The organism is Agrobacterium sp. CFBP2214, assembly GCF_030209895.1.
Lineage (GTDB): Bacteria > Pseudomonadota > Alphaproteobacteria > Rhizobiales > Rhizobiaceae > Agrobacterium > Agrobacterium radiobacter.
The window spans coordinates 1-18,404 of record NZ_JARVRC010000005.1 but is presented as its reverse complement, the minus strand read 5'-3'; the positions used below and the strand labels follow the sequence as shown (position 1 = coordinate 18,404).

Here is an 18,404-nt window from a genome sequence, read left to right as displayed (position 1 = left end):
TCAAATAAGGGCGGCGTGGCGCAGGATGCCATCAACCAGTCTATCCTTCGCGGGTAACATAAAAAAAACCGCGCATCCATCGTCTGGATGCGCGGTTTGCCTTGCCGTGTCGCCAAGAAATTACTTGGACTTTTTCGTATTGACCCTGGTGGCCAGAAAACCGGCCGCGACAGCCACGGCGAGCGTTGCATAGGGACGCGCCTGGATCGCCAGTGTCAGCAGCGATTGCAGGGCCAGCGGTGCTGCGGCAAGCGGCGCTGCCGTGAAAGGTGCGACTGCAGGCCGTGCGGCATAGACTCTCGGGCGTTTGACGATCGCCAGCGCCACCAGCATGATGACGCCGAGCAGAAATGCCGTGCCGGCGACGACCAGCGCCGCGGGGCCTGCACCCACATGCCGGGCAAGATAGATGGACCCCGCCACCACGGCGGCGATGAAGGCGATCAGAAAGAATATCCCGGTCAGAACCGACAGGATTATGGTCGCGCGCAATCGCCTTGTGACGACGCGCCCTTCGCGCTGGGTCTCCCCCAGATAGACCAGCAATGCCTCAAGCATGAGCGCGGCCTTATCGACGCGTCAGAAGGGCGAGCACGAAACCGACGCCGACGGCGATGCCGAGCGATTGCAGCGGGTTCTTCTGGACGTGGTCGGTCAGATTGTCATTCAGCGTGGAGATTTCGCTGCGGACGCTGTCGGCCATTTCGCCGGACGCGGTCAGCGCGTCATCGGCCACACGGGCTGCCTGCGCCTTTAGCTCGTGCGATGCTCCGACGCCGAGCGCCTTCACGCTCTTGGCAAGATTTGCCAGATCTTCGCGAAGCTGGGCGAGCTGCGCCGCCACATCGGCTGCATCACCGTTTTCGAGGGATTGCTGGATCTTGTCATTCACGTTGCTACGCACGCTTGCCATAGGTGAAGTCCTTCCTGAACATCGTTGATGGGAATGGCGGTATGTTACAGATTGCCGCCGCTCACGAACCTTCGTTACGGCGGCCGAAACACCCGCCTGTCCGTCATTCAAACGCGCCCATGCCGGCTTGGTTCCGCAAGGGAAGGTGTTTTCTTCACAGGCATTTCGGCTCGGGGGCTATTTTCCGGGAATTCGGTGCCGGACATTTGTTTTCCTGTCACAAGCATCATATAAGGCCCATCATCGAGACGTACCTTGACTTCAATCAATATGTGAAACGACATGCTCCAGACGCCCTATTACCTTATCGACAAGACAAAACTTCTTCGCAACATGGAGAAGATTGCCTATGTGCGGGAAAAATCCGGCGCCAAGGCGCTGCTGGCGCTGAAGTGCTTCGCCACATGGTCGGTGTTCGATTTCATGTCGCAATATATGGATGGCACCACCTCGTCATCGCTTTATGAGGTGCGTCTCGGCCGCGAGAAATTCGGCGGCGAGACCCATGCCTATTCCGTCGCCTATGCCGATTATGAAATCGACGAGGTGATTGCGAATGCCGACAAGATCATCTTCAATTCGATCGGTCAGCTCGAGCGTTTCGCGGACAAGGCTTCCGGCATCACGCGCGGTCTGCGTCTCAATCCGCAGGTCAGCTCCTCGAGCTTTGATCTTGCCGATCCCGCGCGCCCCTTCAGCCGCCTCGGCGAATGGGATGTCGCCAAGGTCGACAAGGTCATGGATCGCATTTCCGGCTTCATGATCCACAATAATTGCGAAAACGGTGATTTCTCGCTGTTCGACCGCATGTTGACGCAGATCGAGGAAAAATTCGGATCGCTGCTGTCGCGCGCCGAATGGGTGAGCCTCGGCGGCGGCATTCATTTCACCGGCGACAATTATCCGCTCGACCAGTTCTGCGACCGTTTGCGCGCCTTTTCGGAAAAATACGGCGTGCAGGTCTATCTTGAGCCGGGCGAAGCCTCGATCACCAAGAGCACGACGCTCGAAGTGACGGTTCTCGACACGCTGTTCAACGGCAAGAACCTCGCCATCGTCGACAGCTCGATCGAAGCGCATATGCTTGATCTGCTGATCTACCGCGAAACCGCCAAGGTGTCGCCGAATGAGGGCGAACATCCCTATATGGTCTGCGGCAAGTCCTGCCTCGCCGGCGATATTTTCGGCGACTTCCGTTTCGACAAGGAGCTGAAGGTCGGTGACCGCATCTCCTTCCAGGATGCGGCCGGTTACACCATGGTCAAGAAGAACTGGTTCAACGGCGTGAAGATGCCGGCGATCGCCATCAAGGAACTGGACGGCACCGTGCGCGCCGTTCGTGAATTCGACTTTGCCGATTTCGAGCAAAGCCTGTCTTAAACCCTGTTTCAACATCCAACGAAGCTTATCCCTGCGGGGAAAAGGAGGCATCACCTGAAATGAAGAAGAACGTTCTGATCATCGGCGCCGGTGGCGTAGCACAGGTCGTGGCGCATAAGTGCGCCCAGAACAGCGATGTATTGGGAGACATTCATATTGCGTCACGGACCTTGGGAAAGTGCCGCAAGATTGTCGAGTCCGTACGCGAAAAGAAGAGCCTCAAGACTGATGTGAAACTTGAGGCCCATGCGCTTGACGCGATGGATATCGAGGCGACGAAAGCCCTGATCAAAAAAACCGGCGTGGAAATCGTCATCAATGTCGGTTCGGCTTTCGTCAACATGTCCGTTCTTCGTGCCTGCATGGACACGGGTGTTGCCTATATGGATACGGCGATCCACGAGGATCCGACCAAGATTTGCGAAGCGCCGCCGTGGTACGGAAACTACGAGTGGAAGCGCGCGGAAGAGTGCAAGGAAAAGGGCATTACCGCCATTCTCGGCGTCGGCTTCGACCCGGGTGTGGTGAACGCCTATGCGCGTCTTGCCAAGGATGACTATTTCGACAAGGTCACCTCGGTCGATATCGTCGATATCAATGCCGGCAGCCACGGCCGCTGGTTCTCCACCAACTTCGATCCGGAAATCAACTTCCGCGAATTCACCGGTGTTGTTTATTCCTGGCAGAAGGGTGAGTGGCAGACGAACCAGATGTTCGAAGTCGGCCAGGAATTCGACCTGCCTGTCGTCGGCAAGCAGAAGGCCTACATGACCGGCCACGACGAAGTGCATTCGCTGTCCAAGAACATGGACGGCGCGGATGTGCGCTTCTGGATGGGTTTCGGCGATCACTACATCAATGTCTTCACCGTGCTGAAGAACCTCGGCCTCCTGTCGGAGAAGCCGGTCAAGACGGCTGAAGGCCTTGAAGTCGTGCCGCTCAAGGTGGTGAAGGCCGTGCTGCCCGATCCGTCTTCTCTGGCGCCCGATTATGTCGGCAAGACCTGCATTGGCGATATCGTCAAGGGTATCAAGGACGGCAAGGAACGCGAAGTCTTCATCTACAACGTGGCTGACCACAAGGAAGCCTATGAGGAAGTCGGCTCGCAGGGCATTTCCTACACCGCCGGCGTTCCCCCGGTCGCCGCCGCCATGCTGATTGCGACAGGCGAATGGGACGTGAAGCAGATGGCGAACGTTGAAGAACTGCCGCCGAAGCCGTTCCTGAACATTCTGAACAAGATCGGTCTTCCGAACCGCATCAAGGACGAAAACGGCGACCGCGCGCTGGAGTTCTGATTGCAGGCGTTTTGATTGATGGAAATAAAAAAGCCCCGCGAAAGCGGGGCTTTTTTGTTGGAGGCGACCCAAATAGTTTGGCGAATTCGTAGCACCCCACCGTCACCCCGGATTTAGTCCGGGGGCCGGCGCGATCAAGTCCTTGATCGCGGGAGAGTCTTCTCACGGCGCGAAGCGCCGTGGCTGGATGCCGGCTCAAGGCCGGCATGACGGCAGAAACCTTGCCGCCGGCCTCAGGCCCCGAATGAACGGGATCCGAAATTTCCGAGGCTTGCGAAGGGTCGACCTCAGCCCTTTGTCGGCTTCGGCCCACGCTTTTCGAAAGGCCTGTCCTTCTTGCCCTCGTATTTAGGTTTGTCGCCAAAGGGCTTCTTCTTTTTCCAGGGCTTGTCGTCAGTCTTGCGGTCGTCGCGGGGAGCGGCCGCATTGTCCGATTTGCTGAACTTGCGCTGGGCCTTGGCCGGACGCGTATCTTCGCGGAAGCCGCCGGTTATTTCCGGCTTGCCTTCCAGAGCCTTCAGACGGATGCCCTTTTCGAGCATCATGTCCTTGCCGATGGCGGAGGTGAAACGGTCGACGGCATCGGCCGCCAGTTCCACGAAGGTCTCCGTCTGCTGCATGCGGATCGCGCCGATATCCTGGCGGGTGATCTTGCCGAAGCGGCAGAGCATGGGGATGAGCCAGCGCGGCTCGGCGCTCTGCTTGCGGCCGACGGACAGCGAAAACCACGCGCTGTCGGCGAAATCGGAGCGTTCGCGGCGCGGGGCATCGTTTTCGACCGTCTCGAAACTGTCGCGGCGCGGCTTGCGGCTGTTGTCCAGCGAGACTTCCGTGATGTCTTCAGGTGCAGACCGTCCGGCGTGGTAAAGACGCACGAAAGCGGCGGCGACCTTTTCCGCGCCATGCTGTTCCAGGAGCTTGGTGACGAAATCGCGTTCGTCGTCGGCTACAGCCTCGGTCAGCGAAGGATCGGCCAGAAGCCGGGCGCCGTCGCGCTCGACGATCTCTTCGGCGGAAGGCGGACGAACCCATGCTGGGCTGACCTTGGCGCCCTCAAGCAGGCGTTCTGCCTTGCGGCGCTGGTTGACCGGCACCACGATGGCGCTAACGCCCTTCTGACCGGCGCGGCCGGTACGGCCGGAACGGTGCAGAAGCGTTTCGGAATTGGTCGGCAGGTCGGCGTGTATGACGAGTTCGAGACCCGGCAGGTCGATGCCGCGCGCGGCAACGTCGGTCGCAACGCAGACGCGGGCGCGGCCATCGCGCATGGCCTGCAGCGCATGGGTGCGCTCGTTCTGGGTCAATTCGCCCGACAGCGCCACGACGGCAAAGCCGCGATTATTCAGTCGCGCTGTCAGATGGTTGACGGCCGCACGGGTGGAGCAGAAAACGATGGCGTTGCGGGCTTCATAGAAGCGCAGCGCATTGATGATGGCGTTTTCGCGGTCTGCCGGGGACACCAGCATGGCGCGATATTCGATATCCACATGCTGCTTCTGTTCGGAAGCAGTGGCGATGCGCACGGCATTCTTCTGGTAGCTTTCGGCAAGCTTGGCGATGCTGCGCGGCACGGTGGCCGAGAACATCAACGTGCGGCGATCGTCGGGCGATTCTTCCAGAATGAATTCCAGATCTTCGCGGAAACCGAGGTCGAGCATCTCGTCGGCTTCGTCAAGCACAACCGCACGGATGGAGGACAGATCAAGTGCATTGCGCTTGATGTGGTCGCAGAGACGACCGGGCGTGCCGACGACGATGTGCGCGCCGCGCTCCAGCGCCCGCCGCTCATTGCGGATGTCCATGCCGCCAACGCAGGAGGCAATGGAAACACCGGCAAACTCATAAAGCCATTCCAGTTCGCGCTTGACCTGCATGGCCAGTTCGCGGGTTGGCGCAATGGCAAGCGCCAGCGGCGCGGAAGCCTGTCCGAAGCGGTTGTCGTCACGCAGCAGCGTGGTCGCAAGCGCGATGCCGAAGGCGACCGTCTTGCCGGAACCGGTCTGCGCGGAAACCAGCGCGTCCTTGTCGGCGAGTTCCGGCGCAAGCATGGCCTGCTGCACGGGGGTCAAATCTTTGTAGCCGCGTTTTTCCAACGCCTGCGCGATCGCCGGGGCGATACCCTGGGTGTCTGTCATCTACCGTCTTTCGGATATGAAGCTGCCCGCATCCGCCCGAAACCAATAGGTCCTAAAGTCTCCGGGGCAGCCGATACAGGCCATTTCGGCCATCTGGCCGGTTGCATTGCCGCGCTCATACTGCGAATGGGCCCGTTTGTACAGTGCACTGCGGTACGCTCTTTTGCGTGTGCTTTATCCCGCCGGCGCTTCCTTGCGCCATTGTTCCATGCTCAGGCTCCCGAAAAAGGCGTACCGCATGGTTCATAAACGGCATTGCGTGCCCCCCGCCTTTTCGCTAAGAGACCCGCAACTTGAGGCTCTTTGTCAGGAAGGGCCGACTGGGTTTGTTCTTGTCCGTCCGTTTCCAGAGGGAGCCGGCGGGAAAATGGGATGGTACTGGTCAAGGCTATGGCTCGCATTGTCATGAAATTCGGCGGCACGTCCGTCGCGAACCTCGAACGCATTCACAATGTCGCACGGCATGTGAAACGCGAAGTGGATGCCGGCCATGAAGTGGCCGTGGTCGTTTCCGCCATGTCCGGCAAAACCAATGAGCTGGTGGACTGGGTGCAGAACGCCGCGAAGGTTGCCGGCGCCAACGCCGCTTCGTTCTTCGACGCGCGCGAATATGACGCGGTTGTCGCATCAGGCGAACAGGTGACATCGGGTCTTCTGGCGATCACGCTGCAATCCATGGGCATCAATGCGCGCTCCTGGCAGGGCTGGCAGATCCCGATCCGCACCGACAATGCGCATGGCGCCGCCCGCATTCTCGAGATCGACGGTTCGGATATCGTCCACCGCATGGGCGAAGGCCAGGTTGCCGTCGTTGCCGGCTTCCAGGGTATCGGTCCTGACAACCGCATCGCGACGCTCGGTCGCGGCGGCTCGGATACGTCCGCTGTCGCCATCGCTGCCGCCGTCAAGGCAGATCGCTGCGACATCTACACTGACGTCGATGGCGTCTACACCACCGATCCGCGCATCGAGCCCAAGGCTCGCCGCATGAAGAAGATCGCCTTCGAGGAAATGCTCGAAATGGCGTCTCTCGGCGCGAAGGTTCTGCAGGTTCGCTCGGTCGAGCTTGCCATGGTACACAAGGTGCGCACCTTCGTTCGCTCCAGTTTCGAGGATCCCGATGCGCCGGGCATGGGCGACCTCATCAACCCGCCCGGTACTTTGATTTGTGACGAGGATGAAATCGTGGAACAGGAAGTCGTAACCGGCATCGCCTATGCCAAGGATGAAGCACAGATCTCGCTGCGCCGCGTGGCCGACCGTCCGGGCGTCTCGGCCGCGATCTTCGGGCCGCTCGCTGAAGCGCATATCAATGTCGACATGATCGTGCAGAACATCTCCGAAGATGGTTCGCGCACCGACATGACCTTCACCGTTCCCTCGGGCGATGTTGCCAAGGCTCTGAAGGTTCTGGATGACAACAAGGCCCAGATCGGTTTCGACGTCGCACAGAACGAAACCGGCCTTGCCAAGGTGTCCGTCATCGGCATCGGCATGCGCAGCCACGCCGGCGTTGCCGCCAGCGCGTTCAAGGCGCTTGCCGAGAAGAACATCAACATCAAGGCGATCACTACGTCCGAGATCAAGATTTCGATCCTGATCGACGGCGCCTATGCCGAACTTGCGGTCCGCACTTTGCATTCCGCCTACGGCCTCGATAAGGCTTGAAGCCGAGACATCGGTTCCCGATGCTCCGATTCTTCGGAGTTGCGTTCTTCCGATGTGGCGTTTCATGAAAGCGTGTCCCTTGCGGGACGCGCTTCTCGCGCTATAAATTTTTAAATGACGTTTTGATTCTCGAATATTATGACATTCGGATCGGAAGCGTCGGGGAGCAAACGCGATGAGAGACCTTTCCGCAGGTCCGCGCGTCCTGCTCAAGCGGCTGCGCGAAATGATGGCGGAGCACCTTGAACCGCAGGACCGTCTGGACCAGATCGTCCGTCAGATTGCCAGCAACATGGTGGCGGAGGTTTGCTCGGTCTACGTGCTGCGCTCCGACAGCGTGCTGGAACTTTACGCCACCGAAGGTCTCAACAAGGATGCCGTGCATCTCGCACAGCTGAAAATGGGGCAGGGTCTTGTCGGCACGATTGCCGCTTCGGCCCAGCCGCTCAATCTTTCCGATGCGCAGGCGCATCCGGCTTTCCGCTATCTTCCTGAAACCGGTGAGGAAATTTATCATTCCTTCCTCGGCGTGCCGATTTTGCGCTCCGGTCGCACTCTTGGCGTTCTTGTGGTCCAGAACAAGGCCAGCCGAACATACCGGGAGGATGAAATTGAAGCGCTCGAGACAACCGCGATGCTTATCGCTGAAATAGTGGCGAGCGGCGAGTTGAAAAAGATCACCCGCCCCGGTGTGGAGCTTGATCTGACGCGTGCCGTTTCCATCGATGGCGACGCCTATGGCGAAGGCATCGGTCTTGGTCACGTCGTGCTGCACGATCCCCGCATTGTCGTCACCAATCTCCTCAATGAAGATGCGGATACGGAAATCCGGCGTCTTGCCGATGCCATTGGGTCGCTACGCCTGTCGATCGACGACATGTTGCAGCGCCGTGACGTGCCGACCGAAGGAGAACATCGCGAAGTTCTCGAAACCTATCGCATGTTTGCCCACGATCAGGGCTGGGTACGCCGCATGGAAGAGGCGATCCGCAACGGCCTGACGGCGGAAGCGGCTGTCGAAAAGGTGCAGAGCGACACCAAGGCGCGCATGATGCGCCTGACCGATCCTTACCTGCGCGAACGCATGCATGATTTCGACGATCTCGCCAACCGGCTGCTGCGCCAGCTCATCGGTTTCGGCGGGCGTGGTCCTGAGCAGGATTTCCCGCTCGACGCCATCGTTCTGGCCCGCGCCATGGGTGCCGCCGAACTCTTGGATTATCCGCGCGAAAAACTGCGCGGTCTTGTGCTCGAAGACGGCGCGGTGACGAGCCATGTCGTCATCGTGGCGCGTGCCATGGGCATTCCGATCATCGGGCAGGCGACAGGCATCGTCGCCCTCGCTGAAAATAACGATCCCATCATCATCGACGGCGATGACGGCCAGGTGCATTTGCGCCCGATGTCGGATTTGCAGCGCGCCTATGAGGAAAAGGTGCGCCTGCGCGCCAAGCGCCAGGAGCAGTTCCGCGCGCTTCGCAATGTGGAGCCGATCACCAAGGATGGCCAGAAAGTCAACCTCAAGATGAATGCGGGTCTTCTCGTAGACCTGCCGCAGCTCGAGGAATCCGGCGCCGATGGCATCGGCCTGTTCCGCACCGAGCTGCAATTCATGATTGCCTCCAACATGCCGAAGGGCGAGGAGCAGGAGGCTTTCTACCGGTCCGTTCTGCGGCAGGCGAAGGGAAAAAGCGTCACCTTCCGCACGCTGGATATCGGCGGCGACAAGGTTGTGTCCTATATGCGCGGCCAGGAAGAGGAAAACCCGGCGCTTGGCTGGCGGGCGATCCGCCTGTCGCTCGACCGTCCGGGCCTGATGCGCACGCAGATGCGCGCGCTGCTGCGCGCCGCCTCCGGTGCTGAATTGCGCATGATGCTGCCGATGGTGACGGAAGTGTCCGAAATCCGCGCCGCGCGCGACCTTCTCCAGAAGGAAGTGCAGCATCTCTCGAAATTCAGCCACGCGCTGCCGAAAAAGCTGCAATTCGGCGCGATGCTGGAAGTGCCCTCGCTGATGTGGCAGCTCGATGAGCTGATGCAGGAGGTGGATTTCGTCTCCGTCGGCTCGAATGACCTGTTCCAGTTCTCGATGGCGGTGGATCGCGGTAATGCTCGTGTTTCGGATCGTTTCGATAATTTGGGCAAGCCGTTCCTGCGCATTCTGCGCGATATCGTGCGCGCCGGCGAAAGGCACCACACTTCGGTGACGCTGTGCGGTGAAATGGCGAGCAAGCCGCTGTCGGCCATGGCTTTGATTGGTCTCGGTTTCCGTTCGGTTTCGATGTCGCCGACGGCGATCGGCCCCGTGAAGGCCATGCTGCTCGGGCTTGATGCCGCACGCCTTGCCGATGAGCTGAACGCGGCGCTGGACGACCATAATTCGCTGGAAAGCGCGCGCGAGGTGTTGTTACGCTTTGCGGCGACGCATTCCATTCCCATTTAAAAAGACCTGTTTCAATATTGGAGTGACTGGTGGCGAAGCTTCCCGTCGAAAAAATGCGCGAGTTGGAAAGACGTTTCGGCGAGATCGAAGCGCGTATGTCGGCCGGGCCTGCAGCGGATGTTTATGTGAAGCTGGCTTCGGAATATTCCGAACTCGAGCCGGTAGTGAAGAAAATCCGCGAATACGAGAAGGCGGTCTCCGAAGCGGCCGATCTCGAGGCGTTGCTTGCTGACAAGACGACCGACAGGGATATGCGCGACCTGGCGGAAATGGAGCTGCCGGAAATCGAGAGCCGCATCGGCGAGCTTGAAAAGGACATGCAGGTCCTGTTGCTGCCGAAGGATGCGGCGGACGAAAAAAGCGCGATCCTTGAAATCCGCGCCGGCACCGGCGGCTCCGAGGCGGCACTTTTTGCCGGCGATCTCTTCCGCATGTATGAGCGCTTCGCATCGACCAAGGGGTGGAAAGTCGAAGTGCTTTCCGCCAGCGAGGGTGAAGCGGGCGGTTACAAAGAAATCATCGCCACGATCAGCGGGCGAGGGGTATTTTCCAAGCTGAAGTTCGAATCCGGCGTACACCGGGTGCAGCGCGTGCCGGAAACGGAAGCGGGCGGCCGCATCCACACCTCGGCAGCCACGGTTGCCGTGCTGCCGGAAGCGGAAGACATCGATATCGAAATTCGCCCGGAAGACATTCGCATCGATACGATGCGTGCCTCGGGTGCGGGCGGCCAGCACGTCAACACCACCGACTCCGCCGTTCGTATCACCCATCTTCCGACGGGTCTGATCGTCACCAGTTCGGAGAAATCCCAGCATCAGAACCGCGCCAAGGCCATGCAGGTTCTGCGCTCGCGGCTTTACGATATCGAACGCCAGAAAGTGGAGAGCGAACGTTCGGCGGACCGCAAGAGCCAGGTCGGTTCCGGCGACCGCTCCGAGCGCATCCGCACCTACAATTTCCCGCAGGGCCGCGTCACCGATCACCGCATCAACCTCACGCTCTACAAGCTCGACCGGATGATCGAGGGTGAGATCGATGAACTCGTGGATGCGCTGATCGCCGATTATCAGGCCGGTCAGCTTGCCCAGCTCGGCGAGCAGCTTTGAGTACGGCGGGCGAAGCGAGTGTTGCGAGCGCGCTTGCCGCCGCCCGCAAAAGGCTGCAGGCGGCAGGGATCGATGATCCGCTTCTCGATGCACGGCTCCTGATTGCGGAGGTCATCGATTTTTCATTGACCGATTTCGTGATGAAGCCTGATCGTGTCGTTACGCCGGAAGAAAGCGCCCGTATCGCCACCATGATCGAAAGGCGGGCGAATGGCGAACCCGTTCACCGCATTCTCGGCCACCGGGAATTTCATGGCCTCGATCTTCTTCTGTCAAAGGAGACGCTCGAGCCCCGGCCGGATACGGAAGTTCTGGTCGACACGCTGTTGCCGGAGCTGAAAAAAGCCATCTCCGCCAAGGGCAGCGCCCGCATTCTGGACATGGGCACCGGCACGGGCGCGATCTGTCTGGCGCTGTTGAAAGAATGCCCCGATGCCACCGGCATCGGCAGCGATATTTCCGCCGATGCGCTGGAAACGGCGGCCAGGAATGCGGCCCGAAATGATCTTGGCGCGCGCTTTGAGACCATACGCAGCGACTGGTTTGAAAAAATCTCTGGCAGCTTTGACATAATTGTGTCGAATCCGCCTTATATAAGGACTGATATCGTCGCAACGCTTGACCAAGAGGTTCGTAACCACGATCCGATGGCGGCGCTGGACGGAGGTCAGGACGGCCTTGCACCGTACCGCCTCATCGCTGCCGATGCAGGCCGCTTTCTTGTGGAAAACGGGATTGTCGGTGTGGAGATCGGTTTCGATCAAAGGCTTGATGTTTCCGCTATATTTGCTTCCCACGGCTTCTCTCTTCTGGACGCCGTGAAGGATTATGGCGGTAACGACAGAGTTTTGACCTTCCGGAGATAGTTGTTCGCGATATGTCTGCGGATTTTTTGCAAGGATATTTTGCACAGCAAAAGAAAAGGCTTGGATTTCCGCATGAAGCGGGATAGTTTGCGGCCACATGCCGGGTGGCTGAGGACGAACACAGATTCGTCAGGGTATGGGTCAGTCCCGAAGCGGGTTCTTTTGAGAGCCCTGAAAGGCTGGGCGTTTCCGGCATGTGAATCAGTAAACTTTGTTCGCAGGCGGCTCGGTGCAGCATTTGCGCAGCCGGTCGTCATACGCGAGGTCTTGTCCCGGGGTTATCTTCGGCAAGGCGCGTGATGGAGCAATTTCAGGAAAAATTTCCAGCGGTTTTCCGCCCGGAATTGCATGAAAACAACCAGATTGTCAGCAAAACAGAATTCAGGTGAGCAATTGATGAGGCCAGGACAGCAAAACAAGCGCGGCCGGGGGCGTGGAAGCAACAACAATAACAATGGTGGCGGTAACAACAACAACTTCAACCGCAAGGGCGGCAACCCGCTCACCAGGACTTATGACAGCTCCGGCCCCGATGTTAAAATCCGTGGCACAGCCCAGCACATAGCGGAAAAATACGCGGCTCTGGCGCGCGACGCGCAGAGTTCCGGCGACCGCGTGATCGCTGAGAACTATCTGCAGCACGCTGAACATTATAACCGCATCATCGCTTCGGCTCAGGCCCAGATGCAGGAACGCTTCCAGCGCGACGATCGCGGCGAATATAGCGGTGCCGATGGCGACGATATGGATGTGAATGACGGCGATGAAGGCGTCGTTGCACCGCAGCAGCAGGCCGAACAGGTCGAGCGCGCGCAGCAGCCCGAACGCCAGGAGCGTACTGAGCGGAACGAACCGCGCCAGGAGCGTCGTGAGCGTCCGGACCGCCGCGAGCGGCAGGAACGTCAGCCGCGCCAGCCGCAGGTGGCCGCCGAACAGCAGCCGCCGGTTTACGACGCCAGCCAGGCGCCGCAGCCGGTCATCGAAGGCACTCCCATGGAAGTGGCCGTTGAGGAAGAGCAGCAGCAGGCGGAGGCTCCGACGGCTGAACGTGCACCGAAGACACGCCGTGCAACAGGGCCGCGCCCGCGCCGTCCGCGCCGCACCGCCGCTGCGGAAGGCGCCGAAGGCGAAGATGCGCCGGCCGGTGACGACGCTGCACCTGCCACGCTTGAGAACGCTGCCGAATAAGCAGCTTCTGCAAACCACTCTGCGATCGAAAAACTCCGGCTTGCCGGAGTTTTTTGTTTTTTGCGATTGGCTATGAACATTCCGCTGGCCGTCAGCGTGGATTTCACGCGGCGAATTGACGCCTGTCAGTTCGGATGAAAATTTCCCGGATGGTGGATTTTCTCCCCTTTAAACCGATGAAAATGCCTCCCATATTCGTGCAGGAAGGACGGAAGCCGCATTCGCCGGCGACCGACCTTCAAGAGGCGGCGATCGTGAAATCCTTTGAACACGGCTGTCGTAGCGGGGCTTGCCTTTTGAGGGAGCCTCAACCCTAACACCCGGAGCCGTGCCGAAAGCGGGCGGGCCGGTCTATGGAGGTTTGACTATGAATATTGAAAAATACTCCGAGCGCGTTCGTGGTTTTCTGCAATCGGCGCAGACCTTTGCGCTTGCCGAAAACCATCAGCAGTTTTCGCCTGAACACGTTCTGAAGGTTCTGCTCGATGACGAGCAGGGCATGGCGGCATCGCTGATCGAGCGCGCCGGCGGCAGCGCCAAGGAAGCGCGTCTTGCCAATGATGCGGCACTTGCGAAATTGCCCAAGGTTTCCGGTGGAAATGGTGGCCTTTCGCTCACCGCGCCGCTCGCCAAAGTGTTCTCGACCGCGGAAGATCTTGCCAAGAAGGCCGGGGACAGTTTTGTCACCGTCGAGCGTCTTCTGCAGGCGCTTGCGATTGAAAGCTCCGCTTCCACCTCGGCTTCCCTGAAGAAGGCGGGTGCAACGGCGCAGGCGCTCAATCAGGTCATCAACGACATCCGCAAGGGCCGCACGGCTGACAGCGCCAACGCCGAACAGGGCTTTGACGCGCTGAAGAAGTTCGCCCGCGACCTGACGGAGGAAGCCCGCGAAGGCAAGCTCGATCCGGTGATCGGTCGCGACGACGAAATCCGTCGCACTATTCAGGTCCTGTCGCGCCGTACCAAGAATAATCCCGTGCTGATCGGTGAACCCGGTGTCGGTAAAACGGCGATTGCCGAAGGTCTTGCGTTGCGCATCGTCAATGGCGATGTGCCCGAAAGCCTGAAGGACAAGAAGCTGATGGCGCTCGATATGGGCGCGCTGATTGCCGGTGCGAAATATCGCGGTGAGTTTGAAGAGCGTCTGAAGGCTGTGCTGAACGAGGTGCAGGCCGAAAATGGCGGCATCATCCTGTTCATCGACGAGATGCACACGCTGGTCGGCGCCGGCAAGGCCGATGGCGCGATGGATGCGTCCAACCTCCTGAAGCCCGCCCTTGCCCGTGGTGAGTTGCACTGCGTCGGCGCCACCACGCTCGATGAATATCGCAAGCATGTGGAAAAGGATCCGGCCCTTGCCCGCCGTTTCCAGCCGGTGCTGGTGGATGAGCCGACCGTTGAGGACACGATCTCGATCCTGCGCGGGTTGAAGGAAAAATACGAACAGCACCACAAGGTCCGTATCTCGGATTCGGCCCTGGTTGCGGCTGCGACGCTTTCCAACCGCTACATCACCGACCGGTTCCTGCCTGATAAGGCAATCGACCTGATGGACGAAGCTGCTTCGCGTCTTCGCATGCAGGTGGATTCCAAGCCGGAAGAACTGGACGAGTTGGATCGCCGCATCATTCAGCTGAAGATCGAACGCGAAGCCTTGAAGCAGGAGACGGACCAGTCCTCCGCCGACCGCCTCAAGAAGCTCGAGGACGAGTTGGCCGATACGGAAGAAAAGGCAGATGCGCTGACGGCCCGCTGGCAGGCGGAAAAGCAGAAGCTCGGCCACGCCGCAGACTTGAAGAAGCGGCTGGACGAAGCCCGCAACGAACTGGCGATTGCCCAGCGCAACGGCCAGTTCCAGCGCGCTGGCGAGCTGACCTATGGCATCATTCCCGGCCTCGAAAAGGAACTGGCTGCGGCGGAAGCCCGCGACAGCAGCGGTGTCGGTTCGATGGTTCAGGAAGTTGTGACGGCCGACAATATCGCCCATGTCGTTTCCCGCTGGACGGGCATTCCGGTCGACAAGATGCTGGAAGGTCAGCGCGAAAAGCTGCTGCGCATGGAAGACGAGCTTGCCAAGTCCGTTGTCGGGCAGGGCGAGGCCGTTCAGGCGGTGTCGAAAGCGGTGCGCCGTTCGCGCGCCGGCCTGCAGGATCCCAACCGGCCGATCGGTTCGTTCATCTTCCTGGGCCCGACGGGCGTGGGCAAGACCGAGCTGACCAAGTCCTTGGCCCGCTTCCTGTTCGACGACGAAACCGCGATGGTTCGTCTCGACATGTCGGAATATATGGAGAAACACTCCGTTGCCCGGCTGATCGGCGCACCTCCCGGCTATGTCGGTTATGAAGAGGGTGGTGCCCTGACGGAAGCGGTTCGCCGCCGGCCCTATCAGGTCGTGCTGTTCGACGAGATTGAAAAAGCGCATCCTGACGTCTTTAACGTCCTGCTGCAGGTGCTGGATGATGGCCGTCTGACGGACGGCCAGGGCCGCACCGTCGATTTCAAGAACACCATCATCATCATGACCTCGAACCTCGGCTCGGAATTCATGACGCAGATGGGCGACAATGACGATGTGGATTCGGTTCGTGATCTGGTGATGGAGCGGGTCCGGTCGCATTTCCGGCCGGAATTCCTCAACCGTATCGACGATATCATCCTCTTCCACCGCCTGCGGCGCGATGAGATGGGTGCAATTGTCGAAATCCAGCTGAAGCGTCTCATCTCGCTGCTCGGCGATCGCAAGATTTCGCTCGAACTGGATGAGGATGCCCGCAGCTGGCTTGCCAACAAGGGTTACGATCCGGCTTACGGCGCGCGTCCGCTGAAGCGGGTGATCCAGAAGGCGGTTCAGGACAGGCTTGCCGAAATGATCCTCGGCGGTGAAGTTCCTGACGGTTCGCGGGTCAAGGTGACCTCGGGCACCGACCGGCTGCTGTTCAAGGTCAAGCCCGCAAAGGGCGAGGCCGAAGCCGAAACGGCCGATGCGGCATAAAACGAAAGGGCTCCGGAAACGGAGCCCTTTTCATTTGGCAGCTTTTCGGGCGGTAAAGGTCCGGCGAATTAGCGGCTCGCCACCTGATTGGGCTTTTCGTCAATATTCAGCAGATTGTCGATACGTTTTCTCTCATCGGAGAACCGCGCGAGCGCATCGCCGGAAAGCGACTTGCCACCCGGCAGGCGCACCTTCATCGCGTCCACCTTGGTGCCGTTGACGATTAGCTCGTAATGCAGATGCGCGCCGGTCGAAAGGCCGGTCGACCCCACATAACCGATCACCTGGCCCTGTCGGACCTTGGAGCCCTCGGTGACACCCTTGGCGATGGCGCTCTGGTGGTTATAGGAAGAGACGTAGCCATTGGCATGGCGGATCAGGGTCTGGTTACCGTAACCCGAGGCCCATCCGGCCTTCTCGACGGTGCCGTTGCCCGTCGCGATGATCGGCGTGCCGCGGGCGGCGGCCCAGTCGGTGCCGGTATGCATGCGGCTGAATTTCAAAACCGGGTGGCGGCGCATGCCGAAACCTGAGGTCATGCGGCCGTTAGGAACGGGGTTGCGCAACAGGAACTGCCGGATGCTTTTGCCGTTCTCGTCGAAATAATCGATGCTGTTATCGTCCGGATTCTGGAACCGGTAAAAACGTGTCTCGTTGTCGCCGAACTTGGCATTGACGTAGAGCAGTTCCGACTTGTCTGTCGCCTTGCCATCTGCGTCTTCCACGGAGAAGAAGGCTTCCAAAGTATCCGCCGGCTTGAGCTGCGCCTGAAAATCGACGCTGCTGGCGAGAAGCTTGATGAGTTGGGAAACCATGCTCTGGTTCATGCCGTAAGCCAGGGCCGCACGGTAGACACCGTCATAAACGCTCGGCAGATCGCGACCGGCGGCAGGTGCCGGGGTGCTGTCGAAGGCGGTCGCCACCGCGTCGAGCTTCGGCGGTTCGCTGGCCTTGATGAAACGCTTGCGGTCATCAATGGCCATGGTGACCATGTGGCGGCCCTTGCGGTAAAGGCTCACGCGCACGATGTCGCTCTTGTCGTCTTCCTGAATAATGCCGACGCGCAGCACGTCGCCGCTTTCGACATTGTTCGACTGGAGTTGCGGCGACAGCAGGCCTGCGATTTCCGACGACTGTGCCTTCGAATAGCCGGCGCCAAAGAGGGCGGCTTCGATGGTCTCGGTCTGGCGGGCAGGGATCACGTCGTCTGCATATTCCTTGACGGGCACCGAGGCTGACTGCGGGGTCGAAACCGACATGTTCTGTTCAACGACGCGGGCCGCGAGGCCGGCGGTGATATCGACATCGCCTTCATCATTATCGAAACGGCGGGGGTCGATGTAATAGAGCGCGGCAAGCTGTTCGTTGCCATCCGTCAGGATCGAGCCGTTCGAACGTACCGCCTCCTCAACCTCGTCGAAACTCAGGGAGCCGGCGAAGGGATATTTGGAGTGCTGAACGGGAAAGGCGACTGTCTTCAGGCTGACTTCGGATTCCACCTCGGAGCCGTAGATCGTTCCAGTCCGGCTTGGTGCGGGCGCCGATGCGTCCTTGTCCTCGTTGCTCGCGAAAATATTCAGGGGATCGAAGGCGGGATAGTCGTCCTGCTTGGCGTAATTTGCCGCCAGCGGGATCTTGACGTGGGAGAAGGGGACCTTGCGGACCACTTCCTTGTCGCCTTCATTGATAACGGTGGAGACTTCCATGATCGACCGGTCGGATGGCCGGGCCGCGATATTCGGTGCGACGAGGCGTGTGCCCCGACGGGCGGCTTCCGTAGCGTTGTTGCCCATATCCGCCTTGGCGAAGGCTTCGGCGGGAATGGCAAGCTGCTGGCGGCCGTCGAGAGCGGCAAACAGCGCCACGCCCATCAATATGGAAGAGGTAATGCCGGTCAGGAACGTGCCGGAAAGCCATCTGAGCGAAATTTCGCGGCGATCGGGTGCACGGCGTCCTTCCGCCAGAATTGGCGGTTCTGTGCCTAGCGACCGGATCACATTGCGATCCGCAGTCATACCAGCTGTGCCCCGTCGGTCATGCGCTCTCCAGAAACTTCAGGCGAAGGTGTGCAACTTTCATAGCCGTGAGTCAAATCGGTCGACGCACCGGCGGACATGCCGCAACAGCCCATATAAGGACACGCGCAGGCATGTCTCGTATTAACGCTTCGTTGGCAAAGCAATTAGCGAGGAAGGGGGCTAAAAGAAGGCGCGAGACCCGCCTTGCCGCCCGTTGGGCTGTTCTCCTGTGCAAAACCACAGGCACGGCGGGGTGGTTTTATGCCGATCGGCTGATGAAAACGAAATTCCCTTTTAAAATCAGTAATCTGTCACATTTCTTGATTTTTTTGATATTGCTGTGTTGACTTGTTTGGTGGGGTGGATTTATAAGTCCGCTCACTGAACGAGGGCG

General features: G+C 59.6%; 12 protein-coding genes. 8 read left to right on the top strand and 4 right to left on the bottom strand.

The window, feature by feature from the left end:
- Positions 1–120 precede the first annotated feature (120 nt).
- Both QRN60_RS14640 and QRN60_RS14635 read right to left on the bottom strand, forming a co-directional pair.
- Positions 121–558 (bottom strand): hypothetical protein, encoded by a 438-nt coding sequence (locus tag QRN60_RS14640; protein ID WP_020810995.1) that lies wholly within the window; start codon positions 556–558, stop codon positions 121–123.
- 10 nt (positions 559–568) lie between these two features.
- Entirely contained in the window at positions 569–913 is a 345-nt protein-coding gene (locus QRN60_RS14635) for an ElaB/YgaM/YqjD family protein (RefSeq protein ID WP_003508755.1), read from the bottom strand.
- A gap of 282 nt (positions 914–1,195) precedes the next feature.
- Here QRN60_RS14635 and nspC point away from each other — a divergent pair, with 282 nt between their 5' ends.
- Together nspC and QRN60_RS14625 are read left to right on the top strand one after the other, a co-directional pair.
- Positions 1,196–2,293, top strand: a complete 1,098-nt coding sequence (gene nspC / locus QRN60_RS14630; protein ID WP_003508756.1) for a carboxynorspermidine decarboxylase — start codon at positions 1,196–1,198, stop codon at positions 2,291–2,293.
- A gap of 59 nt (positions 2,294–2,352) precedes the next feature.
- Positions 2,353–3,591 carry a saccharopine dehydrogenase family protein gene (locus QRN60_RS14625; RefSeq protein WP_003508758.1) on the top strand — a complete coding sequence of 413 codons (1,239 nt, stop codon included), beginning with the start codon at positions 2,353–2,355 and terminating at the stop codon, positions 3,589–3,591.
- Between the two features lie 287 nt (positions 3,592–3,878).
- Here QRN60_RS14625 and QRN60_RS14620 read toward each other — a convergent pair whose 3' ends face one another.
- On the bottom strand, positions 3,879–5,726 hold the full coding sequence (locus QRN60_RS14620; RefSeq protein WP_003508759.1) for a DEAD/DEAH box helicase: 1,848 nt from the start codon (positions 5,724–5,726) through the stop codon (positions 3,879–3,881).
- A 390-nt stretch (positions 5,727–6,116) separates the two neighbouring features.
- Here QRN60_RS14620 and QRN60_RS14615 point away from each other — a divergent pair, with 390 nt between their 5' ends.
- The 6 genes from QRN60_RS14615 (at position 6,117) to clpB (ending at position 15,992) form a co-directional block, all read left to right on the top strand.
- A complete protein-coding gene (locus tag QRN60_RS14615) occupies positions 6,117–7,394 on the top strand; it encodes an aspartate kinase (RefSeq protein ID WP_003508761.1) in 1,278 nt (425 codons plus the stop codon).
- Positions 7,395–7,569: 175 nt separating this feature from the next.
- Positions 7,570–9,837, top strand: coding sequence for a phosphoenolpyruvate--protein phosphotransferase (gene ptsP / locus QRN60_RS14610; protein WP_003508762.1), 2,268 nt, complete (start codon positions 7,570–7,572; stop codon positions 9,835–9,837).
- Between the two features lie 29 nt (positions 9,838–9,866).
- Positions 9,867–10,946 carry a peptide chain release factor 1 gene (prfA, locus tag QRN60_RS14605; RefSeq protein WP_020811729.1) on the top strand — a complete coding sequence of 360 codons (1,080 nt, stop codon included), beginning with the start codon at positions 9,867–9,869 and terminating at the stop codon, positions 10,944–10,946.
- Positions 10,943–11,812, top strand: coding sequence for a peptide chain release factor N(5)-glutamine methyltransferase (prmC, locus tag QRN60_RS14600; protein WP_060727492.1), 870 nt, complete (start codon positions 10,943–10,945; stop codon positions 11,810–11,812). The genes prfA and prmC overlap by 4 nt, the downstream gene beginning before the upstream one ends.
- A gap of 396 nt (positions 11,813–12,208) precedes the next feature.
- On the top strand, positions 12,209–13,000 hold the full coding sequence (locus QRN60_RS14595; protein ID WP_099086375.1) for a DUF4167 domain-containing protein: 792 nt from the start codon (positions 12,209–12,211) through the stop codon (positions 12,998–13,000).
- Between the two features lie 367 nt (positions 13,001–13,367).
- A complete protein-coding gene (gene clpB, locus QRN60_RS14590; RefSeq protein WP_003508767.1) occupies positions 13,368–15,992 on the top strand; it encodes an ATP-dependent chaperone ClpB in 2,625 nt (874 codons plus the stop codon).
- A gap of 68 nt (positions 15,993–16,060) precedes the next feature.
- Here clpB and QRN60_RS14585 read toward each other — a convergent pair whose 3' ends face one another.
- Complete coding sequence (locus QRN60_RS14585) at positions 16,061–18,007, bottom strand: M23 family metallopeptidase (RefSeq protein ID WP_020811344.1); 1,947 nt, start codon at positions 18,005–18,007, stop codon at positions 16,061–16,063.
- Positions 18,008–18,404 lie beyond the last annotated feature (397 nt).

What these genes read in the sequence shown, in the direction of transcription:
- nspC (WP_003508756.1), top strand. Translation starts at nt 1,196, where the DNA reads ATGCTCCAGACGCCCTATTACCTTATCGACAAGACAAAACTTCTTCGC.
- clpB (WP_003508767.1), top strand. Translation starts at nt 13,368, where the DNA reads ATGAATATTGAAAAATACTCCGAGCGCGTTCGTGGTTTTCTGCAATCG.
- QRN60_RS14640 (WP_020810995.1), bottom strand. Translation starts at nt 558, where the DNA reads ATGCTTGAGGCATTGCTGGTCTATCTGGGGGAGACCCAGCGCGAAGGG.
- QRN60_RS14615 (WP_003508761.1), top strand. Translation starts at nt 6,117, where the DNA reads ATGGCTCGCATTGTCATGAAATTCGGCGGCACGTCCGTCGCGAACCTC.
- QRN60_RS14625 (WP_003508758.1), top strand. Translation starts at nt 2,353, where the DNA reads ATGAAGAAGAACGTTCTGATCATCGGCGCCGGTGGCGTAGCACAGGTC.
- QRN60_RS14635 (WP_003508755.1), bottom strand. Translation starts at nt 913, where the DNA reads ATGGCAAGCGTGCGTAGCAACGTGAATGACAAGATCCAGCAATCCCTC.
- QRN60_RS14585 (WP_020811344.1), bottom strand. Translation starts at nt 18,007, where the DNA reads ATGACTGCGGATCGCAATGTGATCCGGTCGCTAGGCACAGAACCGCCA.
- QRN60_RS14595 (WP_099086375.1), top strand. Translation starts at nt 12,209, where the DNA reads ATGAGGCCAGGACAGCAAAACAAGCGCGGCCGGGGGCGTGGAAGCAAC.
- QRN60_RS14620 (WP_003508759.1), bottom strand. Translation starts at nt 5,726, where the DNA reads ATGACAGACACCCAGGGTATCGCCCCGGCGATCGCGCAGGCGTTGGAA.
- ptsP (WP_003508762.1), top strand. Translation starts at nt 7,570, where the DNA reads ATGAGAGACCTTTCCGCAGGTCCGCGCGTCCTGCTCAAGCGGCTGCGC.